Source organism: Streptococcus ilei (assembly GCF_000479335.1).
Taxonomy (GTDB): domain Bacteria; phylum Bacillota; class Bacilli; order Lactobacillales; family Streptococcaceae; genus Streptococcus; species Streptococcus ilei.
The window spans coordinates 1,403,844-1,429,120 of record NC_022584.1; the positions used below are offsets into that span (position 1 = coordinate 1,403,844).

A 25,277-nucleotide genomic window follows, 5' to 3' on the forward strand; every position below is an offset into this window, starting at 1 on the left:
GGCTTCATGGTCTTCATGATCATGCTTGTGATGAGGATTCTGATCGACTGGTTTTGTCTCTGGACTTGAAGGTTGAGTTGGACTCTCTTCTTTTGTGATACTTCCACCTTGTGTACGGGATAGTTGGAACTGTCGTGCCAACTCCCGCTCTAGAGGCGAAAGGCGACTATAAGGAATGAAATGGAAATGATCCCCGTGAGGATACACTACCCCTTGATCTGTCCATTTGGTAATCTTACTTGGATCAAAGACCGAACCATCCGACTCAACATGGCGCGATGAAAGCGGAGTATTTTTCAATTCTTCCAAAAGGCTCGGCAAGGTTTTCCCTTTATTCGTCACTGTTGGATGAGGCACAGATGCTGTAATCGTTGGAGTGACCGCGTCTGCGATTGGCTGATTCGGATTAACCGATGAAGCTAGCTGGCTAGAAGCTGGAGCAATGGGATTTACTTCATTTTTTCTTCCTCCATTTAGAACCGCTAAGGCTGCATATAATTCTCCAGCTGATAAGGCACTTTTCGGAATATAGTGGTAGTGTCCACCATGCGGAACAATAAAACCATCTCCTGTATCAGAAATCACATCCCCAGGATGGAAGACATAGCCGTCATCTGTCCGATAACCACCTTGGCCAGGCTTGACTCCTGCTGTCAGACTAGCCACCGTTTTCCCTTCTCGTAGAGCCTGACTCGGCTGGCTGAAGTCACGAGTTTGTCCAGCTTTTGGGACGCTATCTTTCGAACCTGAGACCAGCTCTCCTTTTTTCTGTTGGGCTATTTCCTCCACCGAACGGACATTTAGCGTATGTTGCGGATTGGTTAGGTAGAGGTAGTAGGTCCCATCCTTCTTGATAATATAGCCATCTCGCACCTGTGTGACAATATCCGATTGTTGCAGTTGGTAACTAGGATCACGTAAAATCAGCTCCTCACTAAAAATCGCATCATAAGGGACTTTGCCATTGTAGTAATGGAAATGATCTCCATGGGAAGTCACAAAGCCCTCATCCGTAATTTTGACCACAATCTGCTCTGCCTGGATCTTTTCCTTCGAGTTGACGGTTTCAATGCTTTCTTCCTGCTTGTTTGAGCTACTAGCTGACTTTTTCTTGTCTCCTTGTAAATACTTCACCTGATTCTGATTCTTTTTTTCTTCCTTGACTGGTGCTTGCTGACTTAAGGCATAGGCGCATAAACCCAAGCCTAAGGTTGCTACTAATCCAATTGTTGCTTTTTTCTTCATTTCTTTTTTACTCACTCCTGTAATTCTTTCGCTAGACTAGCCATATTTTCTTCTAAGTTCTCTAAGAGATCTTTATTATTTTCCGGATCCGCTTCGAGAGGATCTAACACCTTCACTTTTGCCCCTGTCGCCTTGGCAATGCTATCGGCCACCTTGGATGAGGTATGCTTCTCAACAAAGATCGTCTGAACTTGATAATCCTTGACAAATTGTTGAATCTCAGCCAATTGACGGGCTGTTGGTTCCTGCTCAGGCGAGATCCCTGCGATTCCTAATTGTTTCAGGCCAAAGCGCTTGGCTAGATAAGAGAAGGCTGTATGCTGGGTCACGAAGGTCTTTTGTGTCGCTTTTTCAAAGAGTGGCTGGTATTTGGCCACCAAAGCCTCACAGCGTTTTTCAAGTTTTTGAGCATTGGCCTCATAATAACTTCTGTTCTCTGGATCAATGTCTCCCAACTCTTGGGCGATGATCTTTCCTTCTTCAGCAATTTTCAGTGGATCCATCCAAGTATGAGGGTCATACAAGTTTTTTGCATCCTTGCCTGCCGTATCCTCAATATCCTCTAATCCAGCAACCTTATCCAATTCCATTCCTTTGCTGGCTTCGATAACCCGCAATTTCGAGTCTTGCAAGCTAGGATCTAGACGTCCAGCCCAAGATTCGAGTGTTTGAGAATGGTAGATAAAGACATCCGCGTCATAGATCTGGGCTGTCTCCTTGGCCGAAGGTTCGTAATCATGAATCCCAGCGCCTGACTGAACCATCCAGACCTCGTTTCGATCGCCTGAAATCTCCTTAACTAGGGAATAGACAGGATAAAAACTCGTCACAATTTTGAGCCCCTTTTTCGTTGAATCAGCTCCCGAACTTCTCTGGCTTCCACAAGCCACCAACAACAAGAGGCAGATGAATCCTATTCCTAAGGCCCTTAGTTTCCTCCCAAACATGTATAATCCCTTTCTTTTTCTTAATCGGTTTATTAAGCGGTTAATTAACTAGTTAATAATAACGCTAATTTTTTAGTTTGTCAAGAATTTTTTGTATTTTTGACCACACAGAAAAAAGAGGCCCCCTAAGGGGCCTCTTCTATTCTCGCGATTGATTAAACAATTGTTAATCAAGAAATGCGCTTATTTTTTCTTCTTTTTAAGGAGATAAGCTGCACTGCTTGCTACCACAAAGGCTAATACCAAGCTAATCAAGGAGATGGTTGTACCAGTGCTTGGCAAGAAACCAATCTTCTTACCTGGTTTCTTAGGCTCTGGTGTAACTGGTTTTGTTGGTTCATGTTTATTGGTCAGAACAACATTACCTTGACCGTCATCTGTTTTCGTCACTTGGTAACCTGTTGGAACATCGACTTCTTCCACCGTATAGGTGACAGCTTTGCCCTTGACATGTTTGTCTAAGTTCGCAAAGGTATGAGTCCACTTGTTCTCAGCTGACAACTCAATGACTTCACCAGACTTCTTACCATCCGCATACAGTTGCACTTTCACACTCTTCGGACGAAGGCCGTCTTTATCCTCTTGGTCATCCCACTGTTTAGTTACAGAGAGGCTCGTCTTACCTGGAGTGTGCGTATTGGTAATGGTATAGCTTTCTTGGTCAATACTTGGTGAATAATTCTCAACTCGTTCTTCTTGAAGAGTGTAGACAATTTTCTTACCATCCTTAAATTCAGGAAGTCCAGTAAAGGTTTCTCTCCAATCTGTCTCGCTTGTGATATCTTTGTGGGCCACCTTTTCACCGTTGGCATAAAGATTCACAGTAATCTTAGCCGGACGAAGGCCATCTTGGTTGTCATTGTCAGCCCAGATCTTCATGACTGGAATATCCACCGTACTTGGGGTATGTGTATTGGTCAAGACAAGATCACCCTTCTCCTGGCTCTCTTCTGTTACGGTGTAGCCTTTAGGAACTACTACTTCCTTAACAGAATAGTGAATGATCTCTCCATTTGCTTTTTCTGGAAGTTTAGTAAAGGTATGAGTCCACTTATTGTCAGTAGACAAGACAACTTTCTCGCCCACCTCTTGATCACCTGCATACAATTGAACTTGAATTTCTTTTGGACGAAGGCCATCTTGGTTATTAGCATCTTCCCATTTCTTGGTTACCTTAACCTGAGTGACAGTCGGCTCATGCTTATTGGTCAAGATAGGATGTGCTGGATCCTTGTCATCAATTGAAAGGGTATAGCCTTCTGGGACATTCTCTTCTTTTACAGTGTAGTGAATGGCCTTACCGGCTGCTTTTTCATCAAGATTTTCAAAAGATCCTTGCCACTGGTTAGCTTCTGATAATTCCAGGGTCTGGTCTGTAGCAACTCCATCTTTATAAAGTTTGACCGTAATCGTTGCTGGGCGAAGGCCATCTTGGTTATTGGCATCTTCCCATTTCTTGGTTACTTGAACTTTCGTCTTAGAAGGAGTGTGCGTATTACTAATCACTACCTGACCTGGATTGGTCGCTTCTACTGTTTGAGTATATCCTTTCGGTACTTCAATCTCTTTCACTGTATACTGAACAGCTTGACCAGCTTTTTTCTCATCCAAGTCAGAGAAGGTATAGGTCCAGTCGTTATCTGCAGAAAGTTCTACCTCTTTACCTGATTTTTGGTCATTAGCATAGAGTTGAACCTTGATGCTCTTCGGACGAAGGCCATCTTGGTTTTCTGCATCAACCCACTTCTTGGTTACTGTTACACTTGTTTTACCTGGTTTGTAGCTGTTGGTAATCGTCGAACCTTCGATAACTGTTGAGTAGTTAGCAACTGTATCTTCTGTTACCGTATAGACTAGTTTTTGACCATTCTTGTAGACTGGTAAATCTGTGAAGCTATGGCTCCATGTATCTCCCTCACCAGATAGAGTGGCTGTTTGCACTTCCTCTCCGTTTGCTAGGAGATGCACCGTGATGGTTGACGGACGGAGACCGTCTTGATTTTGAGCGTCATCCCAAACCTTTTTCACGGTTACTTCTGTAGTTTCAGGAGTACGCTTGTTGGTAATCGTTGCTTTCCCATCGACAAACTGTGCTTCTTGACTATCAGTTGTGTAATGAGTTGGAACTTTTACTTCTTTAACGGTATAGGTAATCACCTTGCCGTCTTTATCTTTATCTGGAAGATTGTTAAAGGTTACTTTCCAGTCATTTCCTGCTGAAAGGGCTACTGGTTTCCCTTCTGCTTTTCCATTTTTGTACAATTGGAACTCAATGGATTCTGGGCGAAGACCTTCTACATTGTCTTGGTCATCCCAAACTTTTGAAGCTTCCAGATCGATATAATGAATATCTTTCTCATTTGCAATCACTTTTGGTGAAGCTTTTGAACCAGTCGCTTCGCCATCAATCGTCACATGGTAGAGCTGTTGATCCGCATCGTAGGTCACAAGGACTGCATGTTCTGTCTCATCCAACTTGTAGTTGTCTGGAGCTTTAGTCTCTTTAAGCGTGTAAGTTCCTTCTGTTAGGGTGGTGAAGGCAAGATCGCCATCCTTATCAGAAACTTGAGTCGCAAGAACAGCACCAGTAGCATCTGACAAGGTGAACTCAGCACCTGCTAATCCTTTGCTAGTATCGTCTTTATCAACCTTCTTCACATGGAAGCTTGCTGCAAAGATTTGAGAAGTTACGGTGTTGGATTCGCGGTTTCCTTCATGTCCTTTGGCTCTATAACCGAATTGGTTATGGGCTTGTACAACACCTGAACGGCCACCATTGTCCTTGTTATCTTCTGTACGTTCTAGCATCAATTGCTTGACTTGGTCTGTCAATTCACTTGGATTAACAACAGGTACAGCAATATCTACTTGGCTTCGAGCACCAATCGTGGTTCCTTCATTGGCAACGACCTTAATTCCTGTTACTTTACTATAATCTGTGACATCTGCTGTCCAAATATCTCTATCTGCCGCTTGTGCCATGGTACTAGCTGTAACTGTGGTGTCCGTTGTGTAGTATGCTGTCCACCCTTCCGGTGCAGTGATCGGACCGCGAAGACTAACTGTGTATTCTGTCTTACGGGCTGAAGCATCAAGTGTATTGACATCTCCAACTTTAGGGAGGACGTCATAAATCACCGTATTTTCAACTGGCCTGTCTGTGTTGTTCTTAATGGTCAACTTGTAATTAAAGGTTTCCCCTGGTTTAAAGGTTCGAGTTACTGTTGAAGCATCAGACAAGTCATCGTTCTTGGCGATGAACTTACGAGAATAAACCCCTTCAGCTGCGACAATAGTATAGTTGGATTCCGCATGAGGAATCTTATCCGTTGTCGAACCATTGTTGTTTAAATCATAGCTATCTACTGCAACTGTATTCGGGTTAGCAGTTTCTAGATCCCAGAGGCCTTCTCCTGCCAGATAGATATGGTTGGTAAAGGTTCCGCCATCAGCCTTCCCTTTTAATTTAGTATAGATGAATGGTAAATTAGCCTTGCCACCAGTCTCTAGGGAGCGTTTGATAAATTCCTTTTGATCCAAATGGATAATCAAGGCAGAACGTCCAGAATTGTGGTAGTTTTCAATGACCTCATAGGATTTGTACCAAGGGGCATAAAAACGAGTGTTATTCTTATCAAAGTATTGATCTAGGTATTTGAAGTCAATATCCAAGGTATTTGGATCAAAGAGATCAATAACACGCAAGTCCTTGTAATCCTTACCTGGATCTAAGCGAACATTATTAGCAGATAGGGCAAAACGAATGGTTTTTCCATCTGTGAATTGGACATTGTTATAATCTGTATTCTTAGTCAGTTCAACATTTTCTGTCAATGGAAGAAGTTTGAACTGCCATTTAGCAGATTGGTCTCTGTCTGCCCCTGACTGGGTTTTATAGGTGATCCGTCCAGTATTTTCATAGGCATTCTTGGACTCATCATTTTGATCGATATGGGTCTTTTCTGGATCCTTGAAGGCTGTATAGGTAGAAATATAAATCCCTTGACCAGATGGAAGCGCGAAGTCATCTTTCATCTCCAGTCTCCAGCCGACAACCGTTCCATATTTGGTCAAATCAATGTTTCCAAATCCATCCTTGTCTGCCTCTGGTTGGATTTCTTTAGTTGAGCCATCTTCCATGGTTAGGATGATGCGTTTCACGTATTGATTGATCAGAGGTCCATTTCCATAGATTCCAATCAACATACGACCATATTCAATTTTGGTAAACTTCAAGCGCGAGTCTACTTGCTCATCATAAAAGACAAGATTCTTTTGAGCAAATGGTGTGGTATTATTGTATTTCAAGAGCCACTTGTAGTTAGCCGCCTTGTAGTCTGTCGAATCGTAGACATTTCCATCTGCTTGCTTAGCAAAGGCTCCTTTACCTTCCAAGTCACGTGAAGTGAGTCGGAAGATGAGAGAATCTTCAGCCGTTACATCCGGCTCTCCATCACCACGTTCCGCAGGAATCCCCACGACAGACGCCGTATTGGTCAAATCTTTCACTAAGACATCTTCTAAGGTTTGGTCTTTTTCCATGACCAAATCAGGGAATTTCAAGTACAAGAAACTCTTGTCTTGAATTTTTTGCATCAAATCTGAATGATAGTTTTGAGGATTGGCATTGGCATCGGCAACAAAAGTTTTTGAAACCGTACCATCTCCATTATCGACCCAACCTTCTGATTTTTCTGTATCTAGAACCGCTGTACGAGTTTTTCCATCTTTGTCCGTATAGGTTGGCAGCTTATCTGTGATTGTTGCAGATTCCAACTGACGATAGCTACCATTGTACTGTCCACGCATCCCATCTAACAAGAAAGCAAACGGAACTGAAGTAGCTTTTTCGATGTACTTTTTGCCATCTGCTCCAGTTACAATCCCTGGAGATGCTTCCGCATAGTCTCTGGACATGGTCGCATCATAGTTCTGATTGACAAACTTGGTCAAGGTATAATCCTTGTATTGAGGTTTCCAAGTGATACTATTTATAGCAGTCTCAGCACCATTGATATTGAGTGTCCCTATGATATCCATCGAGTAGTTGGTAGGAGGGAATCCTAACTTAAACTTGGCGATAAATGGCAGGGTCAAGACCTCAGATTTTTGGTAGTTGGTAAAATGTAGACTAACATGGTAATCATCTCCTACCTTGGTCACTGTTGGTTCGTCATGTTGTGAACTACTAGTGAAACCTGGAACACTGACTTCCGACAAGTATTTCCCTGGGAGCACTAGGTTCACAACCACATCATCGAGATCTGTTGTCAGATTTTTAGGGGTAATCTGAATATAGCCAGACATGGTGTCAGACGTGGTATAGGCCATGCCGCCTGGATGCTCTTGCTTATCTCCATACAAGAGGCTAACATCTAAGGCACCGTTATCTCCGACTGCTAGCTCTTGCGCCAAGACTGTTACAGCACCTTGACCCAATTGACCCAGCATCATCAAAATGGTGAAGAGGGCAAACCCTTTTTTCAAAAAGGTTTTCCATAAGGACGGTCTCTTTTTCATTCTTTCATCTCCTTTTATCATTTTGAACCCAAAAAGTTCCTCATTACATTTTTATCATATATGAGTCAAATAAGCCAACGATTTTATAAAAAATGTCGCTAAATGAACAAATAAACGCCTCAATGTTCTTATTTTAAAAATTTTTCTCGATTTCTGCATCAATCAACCAATTTAGGTTAAGTCCCCCAAAAAATATGATTGCAAGCTATTTTTTTGGATCTATTTTATGCCTCCATCACTTGTTTCCATAGCTTTTTTATACCCTTCCAAAACGCCCCTAAAGACCTTGCATGGATATCCTTAGGGTATTTATAAGTTTTTTTTGACACAAGCTCCCTGTCTAATGCCTTCTCCTGTCATCAAAGGGATGCAAAAAAACCAGCCCTCTTTCGGAGCTGGTTGACTTTCTATTATAGAAAAGTCCTTAGGCAAAAATGCTGAAAAATGGTGAACCTAATTTAGCATCGATTGGATCGGTACTTTTTACTGAGAAGATATAATCAATAGAGTGCCAGCCGTTGTTGGCAGGATTAAATGGATCTCTTACATAGGTTTTCCCGTTATCATAGCCTTGCAAGACGATTTCATGCGTATAAGGAGCATTGATAAAGATACTTTCCTCAACTGCAGCAAGAACGTGTTTTCCGGATACTAAGGTTGCAGCAATTGCATCTTTCCCTGTAAGCATTTGGCTCTTTAAGCCCCAATGATTCGTAGCAGCAACAAGTCCATCGGCATCTGTTCCGGCTACAGCAATTTTATTAAAAGAATTGGTATTGTAATACAGATAATCCGCTACTGTAGTTGGTAACACTTGTCGTCCGAGAATATCCGTAAAAGTCATAGCCAAGGAAGTTGGAACACAGCCCGATTGGTCCATGTTGCTGACACCATACCATTTCCCTCCCCAACGAGGATCGCGTTGAGAATAATAAGCAGTTTGAGAACCAACTTTTGGATTACGAGGGGATAGTTTTGTTTTTCCAAGATTAAAACCTTCAACACTGTCATCTGTATAATCTACATAAACATGTGTAGTATAGTCCCCCGATACATTCCCATGATTAAAGGCAAGAATGTCGACATTGGTTTCCACACCACTTGGTTTCGTTGAATACCAACGAAGGTTTTCCTGATGAGGCTGGGACCAAACCGCAACTCGGATTTGCTTAATTTGTCGACCTTGAGGAGCTTGGTATACCGTGACCGTATATGTTCCTTTTTCAGAATTGACATTCTTTATAAGAGCCTGTGTTTTTGTATTGGCCTTGCGGTTTTCAACTTGTACTGTTGTCGCTCCAATACCAACACGACTATCATCCCCCTGGATATAGTACAAATGAACATGGTAGGTCCCTGTCGAGTTCTTATGGTTAGAAGCCTTCACGCTGACCTTGTAGGTCCCATCTGATTGACGAATCGCTTCGTACCAACGGATATCATCTTGGCCGTCCTTATCAGACCAGGTCGGAACTTGAATGGTCCGTACGCCTTTAGGGCTGTAGACATCTTTAATGATGACATCAAAAGTTCCGGTCTCTTTGTTATTGTTTTGGATTACAATCGTACCAGTCGGACTTGTTTTTCCTTCATACTGGACGAAGGTTTTCTTCACAAAGGTATTCTGACCTTTATGGTCTACATAAAAGAGCTGAGCCTCATACTGACCATTCGCATTTTCATGATCACTGGCCTTGGCTGTAACCGTATAAGAGCCATCCGATTGACGGCTTGGGCTATACCAAACAATGTCCTTCATCCCATTCGCTTGTGACCAGAAAGGAATCTTCACTTCCTTGTAGCCCTCAAAGCCCTTGAGGTTCTTGGCTGTGATTGTAAAGGTACCTTCTACCTCGTTTTTTGAGATAGTGATATCTGCACTTGGCTTTGCACGATCGACAAAGGCTTTCTTCACAAAGGTATTGCGACCTTGCTGGTCTACATAGAAGAGCTGAGCTTCGTACTTCCCACTGGCATTTTCATGATCACTGACATTAGCTGTAACTGTATAAGAACCATCTGCTTGACGACTTGGGCTATACCAAACGATGTCCTTCATGCCATTCGCTTGTGACCAGAAGGGAATCTTCACTTCCTTGTAGCCCTCAAAGCCCTTGAGGTTCTTGGCTGTGATCGTAAAGTTCCCATTAGAATCCGGATTAGAGATTGATAAGTCAGCACTTGGCTTTGCACGATCGACAAAGGCCTTCTTCACAAAGGTGTTGCGACCTTGATAGTCCACATAGAAGACCTGTGATTCGTACTTCCCGCTGGCATTTTCATGATCATTGACATTAGCTGTAACCGTATAAGAACCATCTGTTTGACGACTTGGGCTATACCAAACGATGTCCTTCATTCCATTGGCATGCGACCAGAAAGGAATCTTCACTTCCTTGTAACCCTCAAAGCCTTTGAGGTTCTTGGCTGTGATCGTAAAGTTCCCATTAGAATCCGGATTAGAGATTGATAAGTCAGCGCTTGGCTTTGCACGATCGACAAAGGCCTTCTTCACAAAGGTGTTGCGACCTTGATAGTCCACATAGAAGACCTGTGATTCGTACTTCCCGCTGGCATTTTCATGATCATTGACATTAGCTGTAACCGTATAAGAACCATCTGTTTGACGACTTGGGCTATACCAAACGATGTCCTTCATTCCATTGGCATGCGACCAGAAAGGAATCTTCACTTCCTTGTAACCCTCAAAGCCTTTGAGGTTCTTGGCTGTGATCGTAAAGTTCCCATTAGAATCCGGATTAGAGATTGATAAGTCAGCGCTTGGCTTTGCACGATCGACAAAGGCCTTCTTCACAAAGGTGTTGCGACCTTGATAGTCCACATAGAAGACCTGTGATTCGTACTTCCCGCTGGCATTTTCATGATCATTGACATTAGCTGTAACCGTATAAGAACCATCTGTTTGACGACTTGGGCTATACCAAACGATGTCCTTCATTCCATTGGCATGCGACCAGAAAGGAATCTTCACTTCCTTGTAACCCTCAAAGCCTTTGAGGTTCTTGGCTGTGATCGTAAAGTTCCCATTAGAATCCGGATTAGAGATTGATAAGTCAGCGCTTGGCTTTGCACGATCGACAAAGGCCTTCTTCACAAAGGTGTTGCGACCTTGATAGTCCACATAGAAGACCTGTGATTCGTACTTCCCGCTGGCATTTTCATGATCATTGACATTAGCTGTAACCGTATAAGAACCATCTGTTTGACGACTTGGGCTATACCAAACGATATCCTTCATTCCATTGGCATGCGACCAGAAAGGAATCTTCACTTCCTTGTAGCCCTCAAGGCCTTTGAGGTTCTTAGCTGTAATCGTAAAGTTCCCATTAACATCTGGATTAGAGATGGTCAAATCTGCCGAAACAGGGCTACTAACTGTACGGCCAGATGGAGCCTTGGAACCAGCACTATAGAAAGTAGTGGTCCCCGTTACTGGTTTCGCAGTTGACTCAGAGGATGGGGCAGATTGTCCTGATGAAATAGGCTGTGTTTCTACCTTTGGCTCGTCTGCCTTCGTAACTTCTGAGCTAGCGACTGGAAGCTCTGTTACTGGAGCTGGCGCCACATATTGATGAGTCCCTACTTCTTGCTTTTCCTCGACAACTGGTGCTGAACTAGCTTGTGTCGTTACTGCTTCACTTTCAGTGACTGCCGACTCTTTCACTCCCACCTCATCGGCATGGGCAACTTGAGCTGAGGCAGCTAGCAATACAGCTGCACTGGCAAAATAAATGAAATCCTTTTTTCTCATTTTCATTCCCTTAATCATATTTTATACTCCCCTATTGTACCATATAGAATAGCAATACGAAAGTAATCTAAAGGATAACTCCTCTCTTCTTAAAAAAAATCCCATTAGAAGATTGGTAAGTTTTCAGCATAAGTGAAGTATTAATATCTTTAAAAAGAAAAACTCTTGAAAAGAGCTATTATCGATCTTTTCAGGAGTTTCTACAAATTAAAATTTGTTATTTATAACGTGGTGTCGCAAATCCGCGGATATTGCCGTGTCCAATACGGTAAACATTGCGTTTTACAGTACCAACAACACCGGAATTTCCTTCGATTGTATGAATCAATCCATTTTCGACGCGTTCTACAATCCCAATATGATCCGCAAATCCATCATTCGGTTGAGAGTATTGGTCCCAGTTAAAGGTAATAATATCACCCGCTTTTGGTGTAGAAGCTCCATCCTCATTCCAAATACCGAGACGCTTAAAGATTTGGATGTGGCGCTCTACCCCACACTCACGACCAATGAGATGACTAAGACCTTCGCGTTGGAAAACTGTTGTTACAAACACATCGCACCAATCATCAGAATTTTTCACAGCGTATCCAACTGGTAGGGGATTTATGCTATTGTAATCCTTGACCAATTGATGATGGGCTGCACTTCCACTTCGAACACCTACTAAATTTGCAGCTGCTCGAAGAACCCGATCTCGTTGTCCATTCGTAACACGAGGAGTGTATGCTGCTTGATCAACTGTCTCACGAGGTGAAAGAGCCGTTTGACCCAAGTCAAAACCTTCAACGCCACCATCCACATAGTCCACATAGACGTGAGTGGTGTAGTTCCCTTTCTGGTATTGGTGATTCGCTGCAGAGACTTGCACTTCTGTATGCGTACCAGAAGGTGCTGTAGTATACCAGTAGAGATTTTCTTGATGAGCTTGAGACCAAGCAGCAACACGGATATTCTTGATCCGACGTCCCTGAGGTGCTTGGTCTACTGTTACCGTAAAGGTTCCCGCACCAGAATTAACATTTTTGATTCCTGTTTGGGTCTTGGTCGTCAGATTTCTAAATTCCACTTCTGTGGTTGTTGTCCCAGCCCCTACACGCGAGCCATCATTTTGAATGTAATAAAGATGAACATGGTATTTGCCAGTAGAGTTCTTGTGATCGCTAGCCTTGACAGAAACCTTGTAGTCTCCGTTTGCTTGACGAGTCGCTTCGTACCAACGGATATCATCTTGGCCGTCCTTATCAGACCAGGTCGGAACTTGAATGGTCCGTACGCCTTTAGGGCTGTAGACATCTTTAATAATGACGTCAAAAGTTCCCGTATCCTTGTTATTGTTTTGGATTGTGATCGTACCAGTCGGACTTGTTTTCCCTTCATACTGGACGAAGGTTTTCTTCACAAAGGTATTCTGACCTTTATGGTCTACATAAAAGAGCTGAGCCTCATACTGACCATTCGCATTTTCATGATCACTGGCCTTAGCTGTAACCGTATAAGAGCCATCCGCTTGACGGCTTGGGCTATACCAAACAATGTCCTTCATCCCATTCGCTTGTGACCAGAAAGGAATCTTCACTTCCTTGTAGCCCTCAAAGCCCTTGAGGTTCTTGGCTGTGATTGTAAAGGTACCTTCTACCTCGTTTTTTGAGATAGTGATATCTGCACTTGGCTTTGCACGATCGACAAAGGCTTTCTTCACAAAGGTATTGCGACCTTGCTGGTCTACATAGAAGAGCTGAGCTTCGTACTTCCCACTGGCATTTTCATGATCACTGACATTAGCTGTAACTGTATAAGAACCATCTGCTTGACGACTTGGGCTATACCAAACGATGTCCTTCATGCCATTCGCTTGTGACCAGAAGGGAATCTTCACTTCCTTGTAGCCCTCAAAGCCCTTGAGGTTCTTGGCTGTGATCGTAAAGTTCCCATTAGAATCCGGATTAGAGATTGATAAGTCAGCGCTTGGCTTTGCACGATCGACAAAGGCCTTCTTCACAAAGGTATTGCGACCTTGCTGGTCTACATAGAAGACTTGCGCTTCGTACTTCCCGCTGGCATTTTCATGATCATTGGCGTTAGCTGTAACCGTATAAGAACCATCTGTTTGACGACTTGGGCTATACCAAACGATATCCTTCATTCCATTGGCATGCGACCAGAAAGGAATCTTCACTTCCTTGTAACCCTCAAAGCCTTTGAGGTTCTTGGCTGTGATCGTAAAGTTCCCATTAGAATCCGGATTAGAGATTGATAAGTCAGCGCTTGGCTTTGCACGATCGACAAAGGCCTTCTTCACAAAGGTATTGCGACCTTGCTGGTCTACATAGAAGACTTGCGCTTCGTACTTCCCGCTGGCATTTTCATGATCATTGGCGTTAGCTGTAACCGTATAAGAACCATCTGTTTGACGACTTGGGCTATACCAAACGATATCCTTCATTCCATTGGCATGCGACCAGAAAGGAATCTTCACTTCCTTGTAGCCCTCAAGGCCTTTGAGGTTCTTAGCTGTAATCGTAAAGTTCCCATTAACATCTGGATTAGAGATGGTCAAATCTGCCGAAACAGGGCTACTAACTGTACGGCCAGATGGAGCCTTGGAACCGGCACTATAGAAAGTAGTGGTCCCCGTTACAGGTTTCGCAGCTGACTCAGAAGATGGGACAGATTCCCCTGCTGTAATAGGCTTTGTTTCTACCTGTGGGTCGTCTGACTTCGTAACTTCTGAGCTAGTGACTGGAAGCTCTGTTACTGGAGCTGGCGCCACATATTGATGAGTCCCTACTTCTTGCTTTTCCTCGACAACTGGCGCTGAGCTAGCTGGTGTCGTTACTGCTTCACTTTCAGTAACTGCCGATTCTTTCACTCCCACTTCATCGGCATGGGCAACTTGAACTGAGGCAGCTAGCAATACAGCTGCACTGGTAAAATAAATGAAATCCTTTTTTCTCATTTTCATTCCTTTAATCATATTTTATACTGTTCCTATTTTAGCACACCGAGAGGGATTCGAAAAGGTTTCTAGGTGTTTTTTCTACAGAATATAAAAAGAAGCCTTTTTAGGCTTCTATTTTACAATTTTATTCAAGGCATTTGTTAAATAACTTCCATTACGAATCTTTTGGCCAATCCTTTTTGCATTGACAAGCAAGTCTTGGTAGTCCTTATCGTCTAACTGTGCAATCGCTTGAGAGAGATCATGTAACGATTCCACTGCAATTCCACAACTATTCTCTAAGACAAAATGTGAGAGAGCAGATTGTTTCCAAACCACTAGAGGAAAACCTGCTGCTAAATAAAGCGAAGCCTTGTGCGAGTTGTTATAGCGAAGATACTCACCAAAGACACCACTACAGGTCTCAGCGCTATCCCCATCCCAGACAAGACCAAAACCACCCTCAAGAGCTGCTGGTAGCTCATCCGGCAGGAAGGACCCAAAGTAAGTCTCATTCGCAAGAGCTCTGCTCTCATCGAAGCCAACACCATAAAGGTTATAAGCAGGTTCTTCGGGAAGTGAGTAAAGATAACCAGCTTTTTCCTGGGCTAAATTCCCTGCTACAATGATTGGCAGATTCTTCGTTAGCCCTGTCTTCTCTTGGAAGTTTGGAATCAAATAGTCGAAAATACCTAGGCTAACAATCTTATTTCCCGCAATTCCTTTATCCACTAAAACAGATTTCATGATTGGATTGTGGGCGATGATTCCATCAGCTATCTTCAACAAACTTGATTCTTGAAGATGAACCCGAATCTTATGCTTCAAAGGTACTGTATCCAAATTCGCATAGCGTAAAGCTTCCAAATCATGAATAATAAAGTTGACTTTCACCCCTCTCCGCTGGATTTTTCTTACCAAGCGAGTGGTGAAAAAACTATGATGAAGCATAGGAAATTGAATCAATAATTGATCCCCTGATTTCAACTGAGAAAAAGCTTGAGCTAGAGCTTTCGCCTTGTGTTGTTGGGCTTTAAGGGTTCCCATTTGGTACCAATCATCAACTGTTAACAACAAAGGTTGATAACCTTCTCGTTTGACGATCTCCTCGACATCATTTCTAGCCTTATTTCCGGCGTTTCGAGCACCAGAATCTTTTAAAAACTCTTCTTTTAGAAAATACTTCATGAATCACTATTTCTTTCAATCAAATTCATTTGCTACGACTTCCAAAGCACGCTCAATGACCACGTGCATGTCGTAGTATTTATAGTCTGCTAGGCGTCCACAGAAGATGACCTTGTCATTTTTGGCTGCTTCTTCTTGGTACTTAGCAAACATGGCGTTGTTCTTTTCATCATTGATTGGATAGTAGGGTTCATCCCCCCGTTTCCAGTCAGCTGGGTATTCACGGGTGATGACTGTCTTCGGTTGGGTTCCATATTCGAAGTGCTTGTGCTCAATGATCCGAGTATAAGGAATTTCTCGCTCGGTGTAGTTGACTACAGCATTCCCTTGATAATTTTCCTCATCCAAGATTTCGTGTTCAAAACGCAGGCTGCGGTACTCCAACTCCCCGTGTTTGTAGTCAAAGTACTGGTCAATCATCCCTGTAAAGACTACTTTTTCCGCTGATGCTTCCAGCTCTTCACGATTAGCAAAGAAATCGACCCCAAGTTCTACTTCCACATCACCCAACATGTTTTCAATGATGACATTGTAACCACCGATTGGAATCCCTTGGTAACGGTCGTTAAAATAATTATTATCAAAGGTCAAACGAACTGGAAGACGCTTGATGATAAATGGTGGAAGGTCTGTGGCAGAACGTCCCCATTGTTTTTCTGTGTAGCCCTTGATCAATTTTTCATAGATATCCGGACCAATCAACTTGATCGCTTGTTCTTCCAAGTTCTTGGGTTCAACATCCTTCATATCAGCCGTTTGCTGGGCAATCTTGTCCTTGACTTCTTGCGGAGTCTTGGTTCCCCACATAGCGTAGAAGGTATTCATGTTGAAGGGAAGATTGTAAAGGCTCCCCTTGTAATTAGCCACCGGTGAGTTGATATAGTTGTTAAATTCAGCGAACTGGTTAACATAGTCCCAAACTTTTTTGTTGGACGTATGGAAAATGTGGGCACCGTACTTGTGGACATTGATGCCCTCAACATTTTCACAGTAGATATTTCCACCAATGTGGTCCCGTTTATCAATGACTTTTACTTTTTTGCCACGCTTGGTTGCCTCATGAGCAAAAATTGCCCCTGATAAACCAGCACCAACAATTAGATAATCGTACATAGTTGTCTCCCTTTTAATAGATGGTCATCAGTGTTTAACTTAACATGCCTTTGACTGATACAAATAACATGTCCAGTAATTGTATTCTTATACTTTAGGTGAGTTCTCCAACCACTCCTGATACCAACACTAACTATATGATAGCTCACCGACTGTTTCCGATGGACTAGCATCAATCGTGTTTCGAGTGAAGAGGATAAACATAAAAATATTATAAGAAGGTACAAACCAAAAGGCTTCAATCACACAGTTGACGGTGATTAAAGATAGAATAGCAACGTAAAGATATCTCCCCTTCTTATACTCATCCCTAGATACTACAATATAAATCAAAATGAGGGTGAGTACCGGAACAATACCATAAGTGAAGAGCATTTGGACATAGGAGGAATCGACGTAGTTATAGCTGAGGACAGACTCTGTGCTCCCCCCTGAACCAATAAATTGAACTCCTCTAGTTCCAAACCAATTTAGTTCGTATAAATTAAAGGCATTTTTCCCTAAGGCTAATCGCCCTGTAATCAATTGATTGATTTTCACATAGAAAGGCGAAGTCCAGGAGAAGTGATAAGTCAGATAGAGGATGAGAGAAGAAAAAATCGCAGCTGAGTATGGCATGAGGGCATAGAGTCCAATTTTCTTTTCCTTGGTCAGATAGAAGAAAGCAAAAATAAAGGTTCCCACCAACAATGAATAGGCGTTCATCCGAGCATCACAAAACTTAATGAGAAAGACGGCCAAGAAGAGCCCACCAAAGGTCCGTAGCCAGATATAGCGATTCTTCAATAGATAAGACATCGCTACGAAAAGATAAAAACAATGCGAAGCAAAATCCGTAGGATAGATAAAACCAAAAGAATTCCGAATAACGCCTCCCCGACTATATTGCAAGTTCGGAATGACTTTTAAAAGAGATAAGAAGAAGACTGATACAAGAATACTTCCACCAACAAAGATATAGGTCCGTAAAACGACCTTCCTATCTGCACTTATTAACAAGGACATCAATAAGGAATAGACTAAAAAATTGAGTCTCCCAGTTTTCACATATACGAGGATACCAATTGCTAGTAAGGCTAATGAAAATAGCAAGTACGTATAAGAAACATTGATCTTGTTCCAAAACCGCAATGCCAATAGCAAGACTACTAACAAAAGAGTGCTTGCATTCATGTGAAAAATCCCTTTATTCAACATCGTTGTTGATAGGGTATTAAAGAATATGACGATAGCTACGACAACACTAACGAGGAGGTCGTCAAATTTCATTTTTAACATATTGATAATACATTGATAAAAAACATGAAACCAAGGATAACAAGAGATAGGCTAGTCTTGAGCCAGACAGAAGTGTCCATCTCATTATTTATATCCAAGGTCATCAAAAATCTTTTATCATTCCTTTCTCGGCCTCTCTTTTCATAGTTACCATTATTTCGTCTAACAAGTACTTCTTCCATCTTTATGGATGAGTCTTGCTTTATGCACGTTTCGTAAATTGCTGTTTTAACTCTTTCACATTCACCACCTTGAAAAGCAAAATCAAGGTTCCATAGATGATCCCACCTAGTCCGGCATACAGAACGACATTCAGAGTCGGCGAAAGATGGACAATGGATTTGACCAGTGACAATAGACCATACATTAGGCCTGAAGCAAGCACAATCTTCATCATTGAGCCCATAATCGGCACTTCTTTAAGATACGTTCGTGTGAAATAGAGTTGAATCCCCCATACCAAAGCTTCTGTCAACACTGACACAATCGCAGCTCCAATAAAGCCCAGTTTTGGCAGGAAGATTAGGTTCAATCCGACACTGACAATGGCGGGTACAGTTGTCGAAATCATAAATTCTTTGTTTTTATTATGAGGGATCAGAATTTGAATCCCCATGATATTGGTCCATCCGATAAAGAACATTCTAAAAATCATAATGGCAATGGCATAACGCGCATCCTGGAAATCCTTCCCTAGGAAGAATTGAACAAAGTCATCATTGACAATCAGCATGCCGGCAATAATCGGGAAAATGACCAAATTATAAATCAAAAAGGACATCTGGTGCATCTTGTTGACAGCCTTGTGGTCCCCTGAGGATAAGAGACTCGATACACGAGGCAACATGACACTTCCCAGTGAGGTCACCAAGGTTAACAAAATATTGACCAGTTTTAAGGCTTGGTCATAAATCCCCACATCCTTTGTAGAGGCGAGAGCCCCCAGCATGGTCCGATCCAAGGTGACATAGAGGGAGATGGCAATCTGCGGTAGAAAGAGCAGAATGACCGGCTTTAAATGTACCCGTGCATAAGCCATATCAAAATGGGCTTTCCCAATAAATTCACGAGCAGGTAGCCACATACTGAGCTGACCTAAGAGCTCAAAGATGGTGAGTAAGAATACATAGAGATACAGATCATTGGCAGATTTGACAAACAAGAAGATGGAGATGACTCCAACCAGTTTGACCGTGATATTCCGAACCGTAATCTTGCGAAAATCTTCTAATCCCTGAAAGAGCCAGGAAATGTCGAGTCCCTTAGAAACCAAACTAAGTCCTAGGATATAAGCAACAGGATTTTGCATGGAAGGTAGGGTGAGACACAAAAGAACATAAAGGGTAAGAGATAAAATCGTAGCCCCCAACTGGAGGGTATAAATCCCCCAGAAATTCTTCTGGATATCTTTCCGGTGTCCTGAGATCTCTTTGGTTCCATAATTGGCCACTCCTAGCGTCGCCAAAAGGATAAAATAGGTGACGATGGAGTTGAAATAGCCATAGGTCCCCAAGTCATTCGAGCTAAAGACCCGCGTCACATAGGGGGTGGTGATAATCGGCAAGATAATCACCAGCAACTGGTAGGAGAGATTATAGGCGTAATTTTTAAGAACTTTCATGATTGTCTACAATCCCCACTTAAAGACTGTTTTAAACGGCGTAACTAGATCCGTCGCAAAAGCACGATGAATGTCTGAAATAGCTTGAACTTCTCCGTCAACATGGATGATATTCTTTAAGCGACTTTGGACCCGACGATTCGCCAGCATTTCTACAGCCTGCTCGAAATCTTCACGACCTGAGCGAGAAGACCCAACAAGGGTCAAGCCCTTTTCAAGAACATCTCTTGTATTGACCGCGACCCGGTTATCACTAACTCCCATCAGCATCACGGTTCCTTGAGGCTTGATGTGATCAATAATGTCATTGATAGCTGGTTCACTTCCTTGACCGCCAGTACATTCAAAAGCATGATCAAAACGTTGGTCTTCTGTCAACTCGCTGGTTAAAATTGCCTGATGGATAAAATTAAACAATTGCAGTTTATCACTATTGCGCCCTACGACTGTAATTTTCAAATCTGGGTAAAGATAGTTTAAAGAAGTCGCAACTACATAAGAGAGACTTCCATCACCTAAAATTAAAACAGATTCTCTTCGTTGGTGGGCAATGAGGTCAAAGCGATGAATGGCATGCATGGCAACACTACTAAACTCCGCTAAGGCTGTGACAGGGCCCCGAACTTCCTCTGGATAAGCCACTACACGATCCAGTGGCAAGGCAACCACTTCCTGCATGAAGCCATTAAAGCCACTAGACAAGAAGTGCGTTCCCTCTAAATAATTTTCAAAGAAGACACCTTCTGTTTGATGGGGAGGCTGGTTGAGAACCATGGCTACAATCTGTCCTGGTTGATAGGTCCCTGTAGGATCCGCTACCACGATACCAGACGATTCATGGATAAGGGCCATGGGCAACTTCTTTTTGAGCACCTTAGGATCCCGCTTCCCTTGGTAGTAACGTTGATCCGCGTGACAAATAGCCATGTAATAGGGGCGAATCAACACCTTGTCTCCACGGCTCATGTCTTCTTCTTGGTATTTGATGGTGATATTTTTCGGCTGGGTCAGCTGAAAGATTTGGTTCAACATATTAATTGTCCTCAATCATACCGCGTGCAATTTTCAAATCTGTAATCGTCGTAATTTTAATATTGGAATATTCCCCTTTAGCCAGGGCAACTTTTTCCCCATTGATGACAAAGATCTTGCAGGCATCCGTCAAGACTTCTTTCTGCTGATCACTCAAGTCATGATACAAGGCGAGGAAATCTTTCATTTTAAAGGTCTGAGGGGTTTGACCCTGATAGAGGTATTGCCGCTCTGGGATATCCGTGATAAAGGTATTATCCAAGCTTTGAACAATGGTATCGGTCGCTTCGACAACTGTATCCACAACAGCATGGCTCTTGGCCAATTCAATATTTTCTTGAATGGTTTTTAGGCTGACAAAGGGACGAACCGAATCATGTGTAACAATAATATCCTCATCTGTTAAAGGCTGCACCTTATCGATAGCCAAGATGATGTTTTCGATGGTAGAGTTACGGTCACTTCCTCCCTCTACAACCAAGATCCGTTCCTTATAAGAAGCCAAGTATTTGTCGACCAGGTCTTCAGTATAAGTCACCCAGTCCGGATGAATCCCCAATACAATCTTTTGAATCTCATGGACCAGTAAGAACTTCTCTACGGTATGGATTAAAATAGGACGGCCACCTAAATCCAAAAATTGTTTGGGCATATCCGTAATCCCCATCCGTGATCCTGTTCCACCTGCTAAAATCCCTGCATAAATCATCCTAAACCTCCTGTTTTTGTATCTTTTCCTTCTCTAGAACATGGCCATTGACGATCTAGCCTAGTTTTGCTCTCACCTTTTGATACAAATGAGGAGAAAGGAGCAAAAGAAGGTATTTGAGTTTATTTTTTCTTGTAATATGTGAATTGACTAGAATATCTTTCCAATAGTGACGATACTCTTTGCGAATCTTGTTGACTTGGTCATACATTTGAGAACCTAACAAGGCATGGACTACATGCAGGCCATTAAAAACATAGCGGGTATTTACCGCTTTTTTCATTTCCTGATCATCAGGATAGTCCCGCTCAACATAGGCTCTGTTCCAGTCCATAGCCTTATAAAAATCCAAAAGGCGATCGCTAAAAGAAGAATTGACTGTACTACCAGGTCTCCTATAGTACTTATAGAGATTGAGATCGCTAACAGCAATCTCCTTGCAAGCAGCAATGTGCTCATAGGCAACGGCTAAGTCTTCGTAGATCATTCCTTCAGGATAGGGATATTGAAGTAGAATCTCTTTCTTATAGAGTTTCCCCCCCGAATGAGTCCCTACATGGCGACCATAGAACATCTCTTTGAGGGCTGTATAACGGTCTAATTTTCTTGGACTCTTTTCATTTACCTCTCCCGAAAAATCTTTGTCCTCGTGATTTCTAACTTCAATGACCGGAGTCGATACAAAGTCAACATTATACTGGTCTTTCAATCCCATCAAATATTCAACGGTTCTACGATCATAGTAATCATCCGAATCTAGAAACATTATCCAATCAGCTGTTGCAGCTCTTACACCATTGTTTCGAGCATACGATATCCCCCCATTTTGAAGATGGAACACTCGAATACGGTCATCTTCCTGGGCATACTGGTCACAAATTTCTCCTGAACGATCAGTTGATCCATCATCGACCAGGATGATTTCAATATTTGAATAGGTCTGTTGTCTAAGACTACCGACACTATACTGTAAATACTCCTCGACATTATAGACCGGTATGACAATCGAAACCTTTTCCATTATGCTAATCCCTTCATGATAATTTCTACAATCTGTTGACAAGCCGTTCCATCCCCATAAGGATTGCTTGCCTGGCTCATCTTCTTGTATTCGTCTTGGTCTTCCAGAAGGAGCTTGAAGTTGCGATAGATGGCTTCTTCTTCTGTTCCGACCAATTTCAGAGTCCCTGCAGCCACACCTTCTGGACGTTCAGTTGTATCACGCATGACAAGGACCGGCTTCCCTAAAGAAGGTGCTTCTTCTTGGACGCCACCTGAGTCCGTTAAAATCATATAACTTTGGTTCATAAAATTATGAAAATCAATCACTTCCAATGGCTCAATAATTTTCATCCGTTCATTCTCTCCAAAAATCTTACCGGCCAATTCTCTGACCTTTGGATTTTTGTGAATAGGATAGACCACCTTCACATCTTCAAACTCTTCCAAAATCCGGTTGACCGCACGGAACATGTGTTCCATGGGTTTCCCAAGATTTTCGCGACGATGGGCCGTCAACATGATGAGTTTACTTCCTTTCGCCCATTCCAAAATAGGATGATCGTAGTCTTCTTTTACCGTTGTCTTTAAGGCGTCAATTACTGTATTTCCCGTAATGAAGATATTGGTACGTCCTTCTTTTTCTAGGTTCGCTTTTGAAACCTGGGTCGGAGCAAAGTTGTAGTCTGCTACAATAGACGTAACCTGACGATTAAACTCCTCGGGATAAGGACTTTGAAGGTTGTAAGTCCGTAAACCTGCTTCCACATGCCCCACTTTGATGCCCATATAAAAGGCTGCCAAAGCTGTCGCAAAGGTGGTAGTGGTATCCCCATGGACGAGGACAATATCAGGTTGCTCCCGCTCCAAAACCGGTTGGATTTTCTCTAAAATAGAGGTCGTGATGGTGAACAAGGTTTGGTTAGCCTTCATGATACCAAGATCATAATCTGGAGTGACTTGGAAGACATCCAAGACCTGTTCTAACATTTCCTTGTGTTGCCCTGTTACACAGACTACAGTTTCAATCGTATTGTGCTGCTTGAGTTCATTCACCAAAGGACACATTTTAATAGCTTCTGGACGCGTCCCAAACACCAACATTACTTTTTTCATCTTGAACCCTTTCTCATGAATTGGTAAAAGTTACGATAGTTGTCTAAAAAGATAGAATAGCTAAATTTGGTATCATAATCCCTCTTTGCTTGAACAGCTAAAGAGGCTCTTTTCTCAGGATTTCCTGCCAACTCTTTAATTGCTTGCGCCAGGGCTTGCGGATCCTCAGCTGGAACGAGGATCCCATTCTCAGAGTTCACTACTTCATTCACACCTGGAATATCTGTTGCAATCATCGTTTTACCGTTCATAAAGGCCTCGATTGCAACCAATCCAAATCCTTCAAAGACTGACGGAAGAACACAAAAGTCAAAGCTATTGATACACTCTACGACATCGCTTCGGTAGCCCAAAAAATGAATTCTTTCTTCCAGATTTAGCTTTTTTGTTTGATTTATCAAATCATTTCTCAATTCTCCGTCACCGACAATAAACAGGAAGACACTTGGATTTGTCACAAGTGACATAGCTTCAATCAGATAGGTCAACCCTTTTTGTTCGGATAAGCGAGCTATACAGCCTATTTTGATACCGTCACACTTAGTAATTTCATTTACTGTATGTTCACTGTGTTGCATTTTCACTCCATTATAAATCACAACAGAGTTTTTTGACTTTACATCATTAAGGATATTTTCCTGGACAGCTTGGCTGACAGCAACCGTTCGAGCCTTTCCTAGCGCAAATTTATAAAGTGGTAATTTATCCTTGAAAACATTATGGGCTGTATAGGCATGAATCAAGTTCGGATGACGCAGTTGCAACAAACGAATATAAAAAGCAGCCATCCGGTGATGGGTGTGGACAAGAGTGATCTTATTCTCTTTAATGATTTTGGAAAGACTAGCAAGAATTTTGAGTACAGTAGCTGGCTGTTTGCTATCGACGTCCAAAATGCGATGGTGTTGAATCCCATTCTCTGCTAGTTTTTCTTCCCACAATCCACCAGTTGATGCGACATGAACCTGGTCAAATTCATCCTTGAGGTCTGTCGCCAACTGATAGACAATTCGCTCCGCCCCACCGATGTCCATGGTCCGAGAAATATGAAGAATATTATTTTTTTGCTTTCCGTTTTTCATGTACTACTCTCTTAATAAAAGTCGCATTTCCTACAAAATAGCGCTTGAAGAGCCGTTTGGGTTCATTGGCCACACGGAACAACCATTCCAGATTGGCCTTTTGCATCCACATAGGCGCCCGCTTGATATGGCCTGAGAGGACATCAAAGCTTCCTCCTACTCCCATAAAGACAGAGTTTACGCCATTGTCCATAAACTTCTGGATCAAGTACTCCTTTTTAGGAGAGGTAATCCCGACAAAGACAAAATCTGGATTCTTCTCACGGATATCTTCTTGGATAGTCTCCTCTTCTTCAGTGGAGAAATAGCCATTGCGATGACCTACTACTCGGAGATTCGGATAATCCTTTTTAAAGATGGCCAGCATATCTGTCAAGACTTCCTCTTTTGCACCGAAGAAGTAGACAGAGTAGCCTTTTTCATTGGCTAAATGGAGCAATTCCTGCATCAAATCAATGCCTGCCACGCGCTCTGGCACAGCATAACCCAAATAGCGAGCTGCGAGAACAACAGAAGCACCGTCTGCATTGATGATTTCAGATTCATTGACAATTTTCTTGATGGCCTCATCTGTCGCACATTGATTGAGCTTATCTGCGTTGACCCCCATCAAATGGAGCGGTTTTTTGTCTAGGACAAACTGTTCTGTAGCAGCAACGGTTTCAGCCATTGTTAAAGGGTCAATCCTGACCCCCATCATTGTAAAACTTTTCA

14 protein-coding genes and 1 pseudogene are annotated in these 25,277 nt (G+C 42.5%); all 15 read right to left on the reverse strand.

The features are described from left to right. Positions 1-42: 42 nt before the first annotated feature. Positions 43-1,245: pseudogene (locus N596_RS10455) on the reverse strand (pneumococcal-type histidine triad protein); the annotation flags it as partial. 11 nt (positions 1,246-1,256) lie between these two features. After that, positions 1,257-2,192, reverse strand: coding sequence for a metal ABC transporter solute-binding protein, Zn/Mn family (locus tag N596_RS06540; RefSeq protein ID WP_023027363.1), 936 nt, complete (start codon positions 2,190-2,192; stop codon positions 1,257-1,259). Positions 2,193-2,375: 183 nt separating this feature from the next. Beyond that, the gene (locus tag N596_RS06545) at positions 2,376-7,712 is read right to left on the reverse strand and encodes a Cna B-type domain-containing protein (protein WP_023027364.1); all 5,337 of its coding nucleotides are present in this window, start codon (positions 7,710-7,712) and stop codon (positions 2,376-2,378) included. 424 nt (positions 7,713-8,136) lie between these two features. Continuing rightward, complete coding sequence (locus N596_RS06550; protein ID WP_042361441.1) at positions 8,137-11,484, reverse strand: GBS Bsp-like repeat-containing protein; 3,348 nt, start codon at positions 11,482-11,484, stop codon at positions 8,137-8,139. A 217-nt stretch (positions 11,485-11,701) separates the two neighbouring features. Beyond that, positions 11,702-14,443, reverse strand: a complete 2,742-nt coding sequence (locus N596_RS06555; protein ID WP_042361288.1) for a GBS Bsp-like repeat-containing protein — start codon at positions 14,441-14,443, stop codon at positions 11,702-11,704. A 114-nt stretch (positions 14,444-14,557) separates the two neighbouring features. Continuing rightward, a complete protein-coding gene (locus tag N596_RS06560) occupies positions 14,558-15,613 on the reverse strand; it encodes a glycosyltransferase (protein WP_023027367.1) in 1,056 nt (351 codons plus the stop codon). A gap of 15 nt (positions 15,614-15,628) precedes the next feature. Beyond that, a complete protein-coding gene (gene glf / locus N596_RS06565) occupies positions 15,629-16,726 on the reverse strand; it encodes a UDP-galactopyranose mutase (RefSeq protein WP_023024674.1) in 1,098 nt (365 codons plus the stop codon). A 129-nt stretch (positions 16,727-16,855) separates the two neighbouring features. After that, positions 16,856-18,004, reverse strand: coding sequence for a hypothetical protein (locus tag N596_RS06570; RefSeq protein WP_023027368.1), 1,149 nt, complete (start codon positions 18,002-18,004; stop codon positions 16,856-16,858). A gap of 202 nt (positions 18,005-18,206) precedes the next feature. Continuing rightward, positions 18,207-19,625, reverse strand: coding sequence for a flippase (locus N596_RS06575; protein ID WP_023024678.1), 1,419 nt, complete (start codon positions 19,623-19,625; stop codon positions 18,207-18,209). Positions 19,626-19,631: 6 nt separating this feature from the next. Next, a complete protein-coding gene (locus N596_RS06580; RefSeq protein ID WP_023027369.1) occupies positions 19,632-20,657 on the reverse strand; it encodes a zinc-binding dehydrogenase in 1,026 nt (341 codons plus the stop codon). A 1-nt stretch (position 20,658) separates the two neighbouring features. After that, positions 20,659-21,366 (reverse strand): IspD/TarI family cytidylyltransferase, encoded by a 708-nt coding sequence (locus tag N596_RS06585; protein WP_023024681.1) that lies wholly within the window; start codon positions 21,364-21,366, stop codon positions 20,659-20,661. Between the two features lie 55 nt (positions 21,367-21,421). Next, complete coding sequence (locus N596_RS06590; RefSeq protein ID WP_023024683.1) at positions 21,422-22,387, reverse strand: glycosyltransferase family 2 protein; 966 nt, start codon at positions 22,385-22,387, stop codon at positions 21,422-21,424. Next, positions 22,387-23,481 carry a non-hydrolyzing UDP-N-acetylglucosamine 2-epimerase gene (wecB, locus tag N596_RS06595; RefSeq protein ID WP_023024685.1) on the reverse strand — a complete coding sequence of 365 codons (1,095 nt, stop codon included), beginning with the start codon at positions 23,479-23,481 and terminating at the stop codon, positions 22,387-22,389. Before wecB ends, N596_RS06590 begins: the two co-directional genes overlap by 1 nt. Then, the gene (locus N596_RS06600) at positions 23,478-24,563 is read right to left on the reverse strand and encodes a glycosyltransferase family 4 protein (RefSeq protein ID WP_023027370.1); all 1,086 of its coding nucleotides are present in this window, start codon (positions 24,561-24,563) and stop codon (positions 23,478-23,480) included. Before N596_RS06600 ends, wecB begins: the two co-directional genes overlap by 4 nt. Then, entirely contained in the window at positions 24,538-25,263 is a 726-nt protein-coding gene (locus tag N596_RS06605) for a WecB/TagA/CpsF family glycosyltransferase (RefSeq protein ID WP_023024688.1), read from the reverse strand. Before N596_RS06605 ends, N596_RS06600 begins: the two co-directional genes overlap by 26 nt. Positions 25,264-25,277: the final 14 nt, after the last annotated feature.

Coding starts and splice junctions, on each gene's coding strand:
- N596_RS06600 (WP_023027370.1), bottom strand. CDS start 24,563: ATGAAAAACGGAAAGCAAAAAAATAATATTCTTCATATTTCTCGGACC.
- wecB (WP_023024685.1), bottom strand. CDS start 23,481: ATGAAAAAAGTAATGTTGGTGTTTGGGACGCGTCCAGAAGCTATTAAA.
- N596_RS06550 (WP_042361441.1), bottom strand. CDS start 11,484: ATGAGAAAAAAGGATTTCATTTATTTTGCCAGTGCAGCTGTATTGCTA.
- N596_RS06575 (WP_023024678.1), bottom strand. CDS start 19,625: ATGAAAGTTCTTAAAAATTACGCCTATAATCTCTCCTACCAGTTGCTG.
- N596_RS06605 (WP_023024688.1), bottom strand. CDS start 25,263: ATGATGGGGGTCAGGATTGACCCTTTAACAATGGCTGAAACCGTTGCT.
- N596_RS06580 (WP_023027369.1), bottom strand. CDS start 20,657: ATGTTGAACCAAATCTTTCAGCTGACCCAGCCGAAAAATATCACCATC.
- N596_RS06555 (WP_042361288.1), bottom strand. CDS start 14,443: ATGAGAAAAAAGGATTTCATTTATTTTACCAGTGCAGCTGTATTGCTA.
- glf (WP_023024674.1), bottom strand. CDS start 16,726: ATGTACGATTATCTAATTGTTGGTGCTGGTTTATCAGGGGCAATTTTT.
- N596_RS06545 (WP_023027364.1), bottom strand. CDS start 7,712: ATGAAAAAGAGACCGTCCTTATGGAAAACCTTTTTGAAAAAAGGGTTT.
- N596_RS06570 (WP_023027368.1), bottom strand. CDS start 18,004: ATGTTAAAAATGAAATTTGACGACCTCCTCGTTAGTGTTGTCGTAGCT.
- N596_RS06585 (WP_023024681.1), bottom strand. CDS start 21,366: ATGATTTATGCAGGGATTTTAGCAGGTGGAACAGGATCACGGATGGGG.
- N596_RS06560 (WP_023027367.1), bottom strand. CDS start 15,613: ATGAAGTATTTTCTAAAAGAAGAGTTTTTAAAAGATTCTGGTGCTCGA.
- N596_RS06540 (WP_023027363.1), bottom strand. CDS start 2,192: ATGTTTGGGAGGAAACTAAGGGCCTTAGGAATAGGATTCATCTGCCTC.
- N596_RS06590 (WP_023024683.1), bottom strand. CDS start 22,387: ATGGAAAAGGTTTCGATTGTCATACCGGTCTATAATGTCGAGGAGTAT.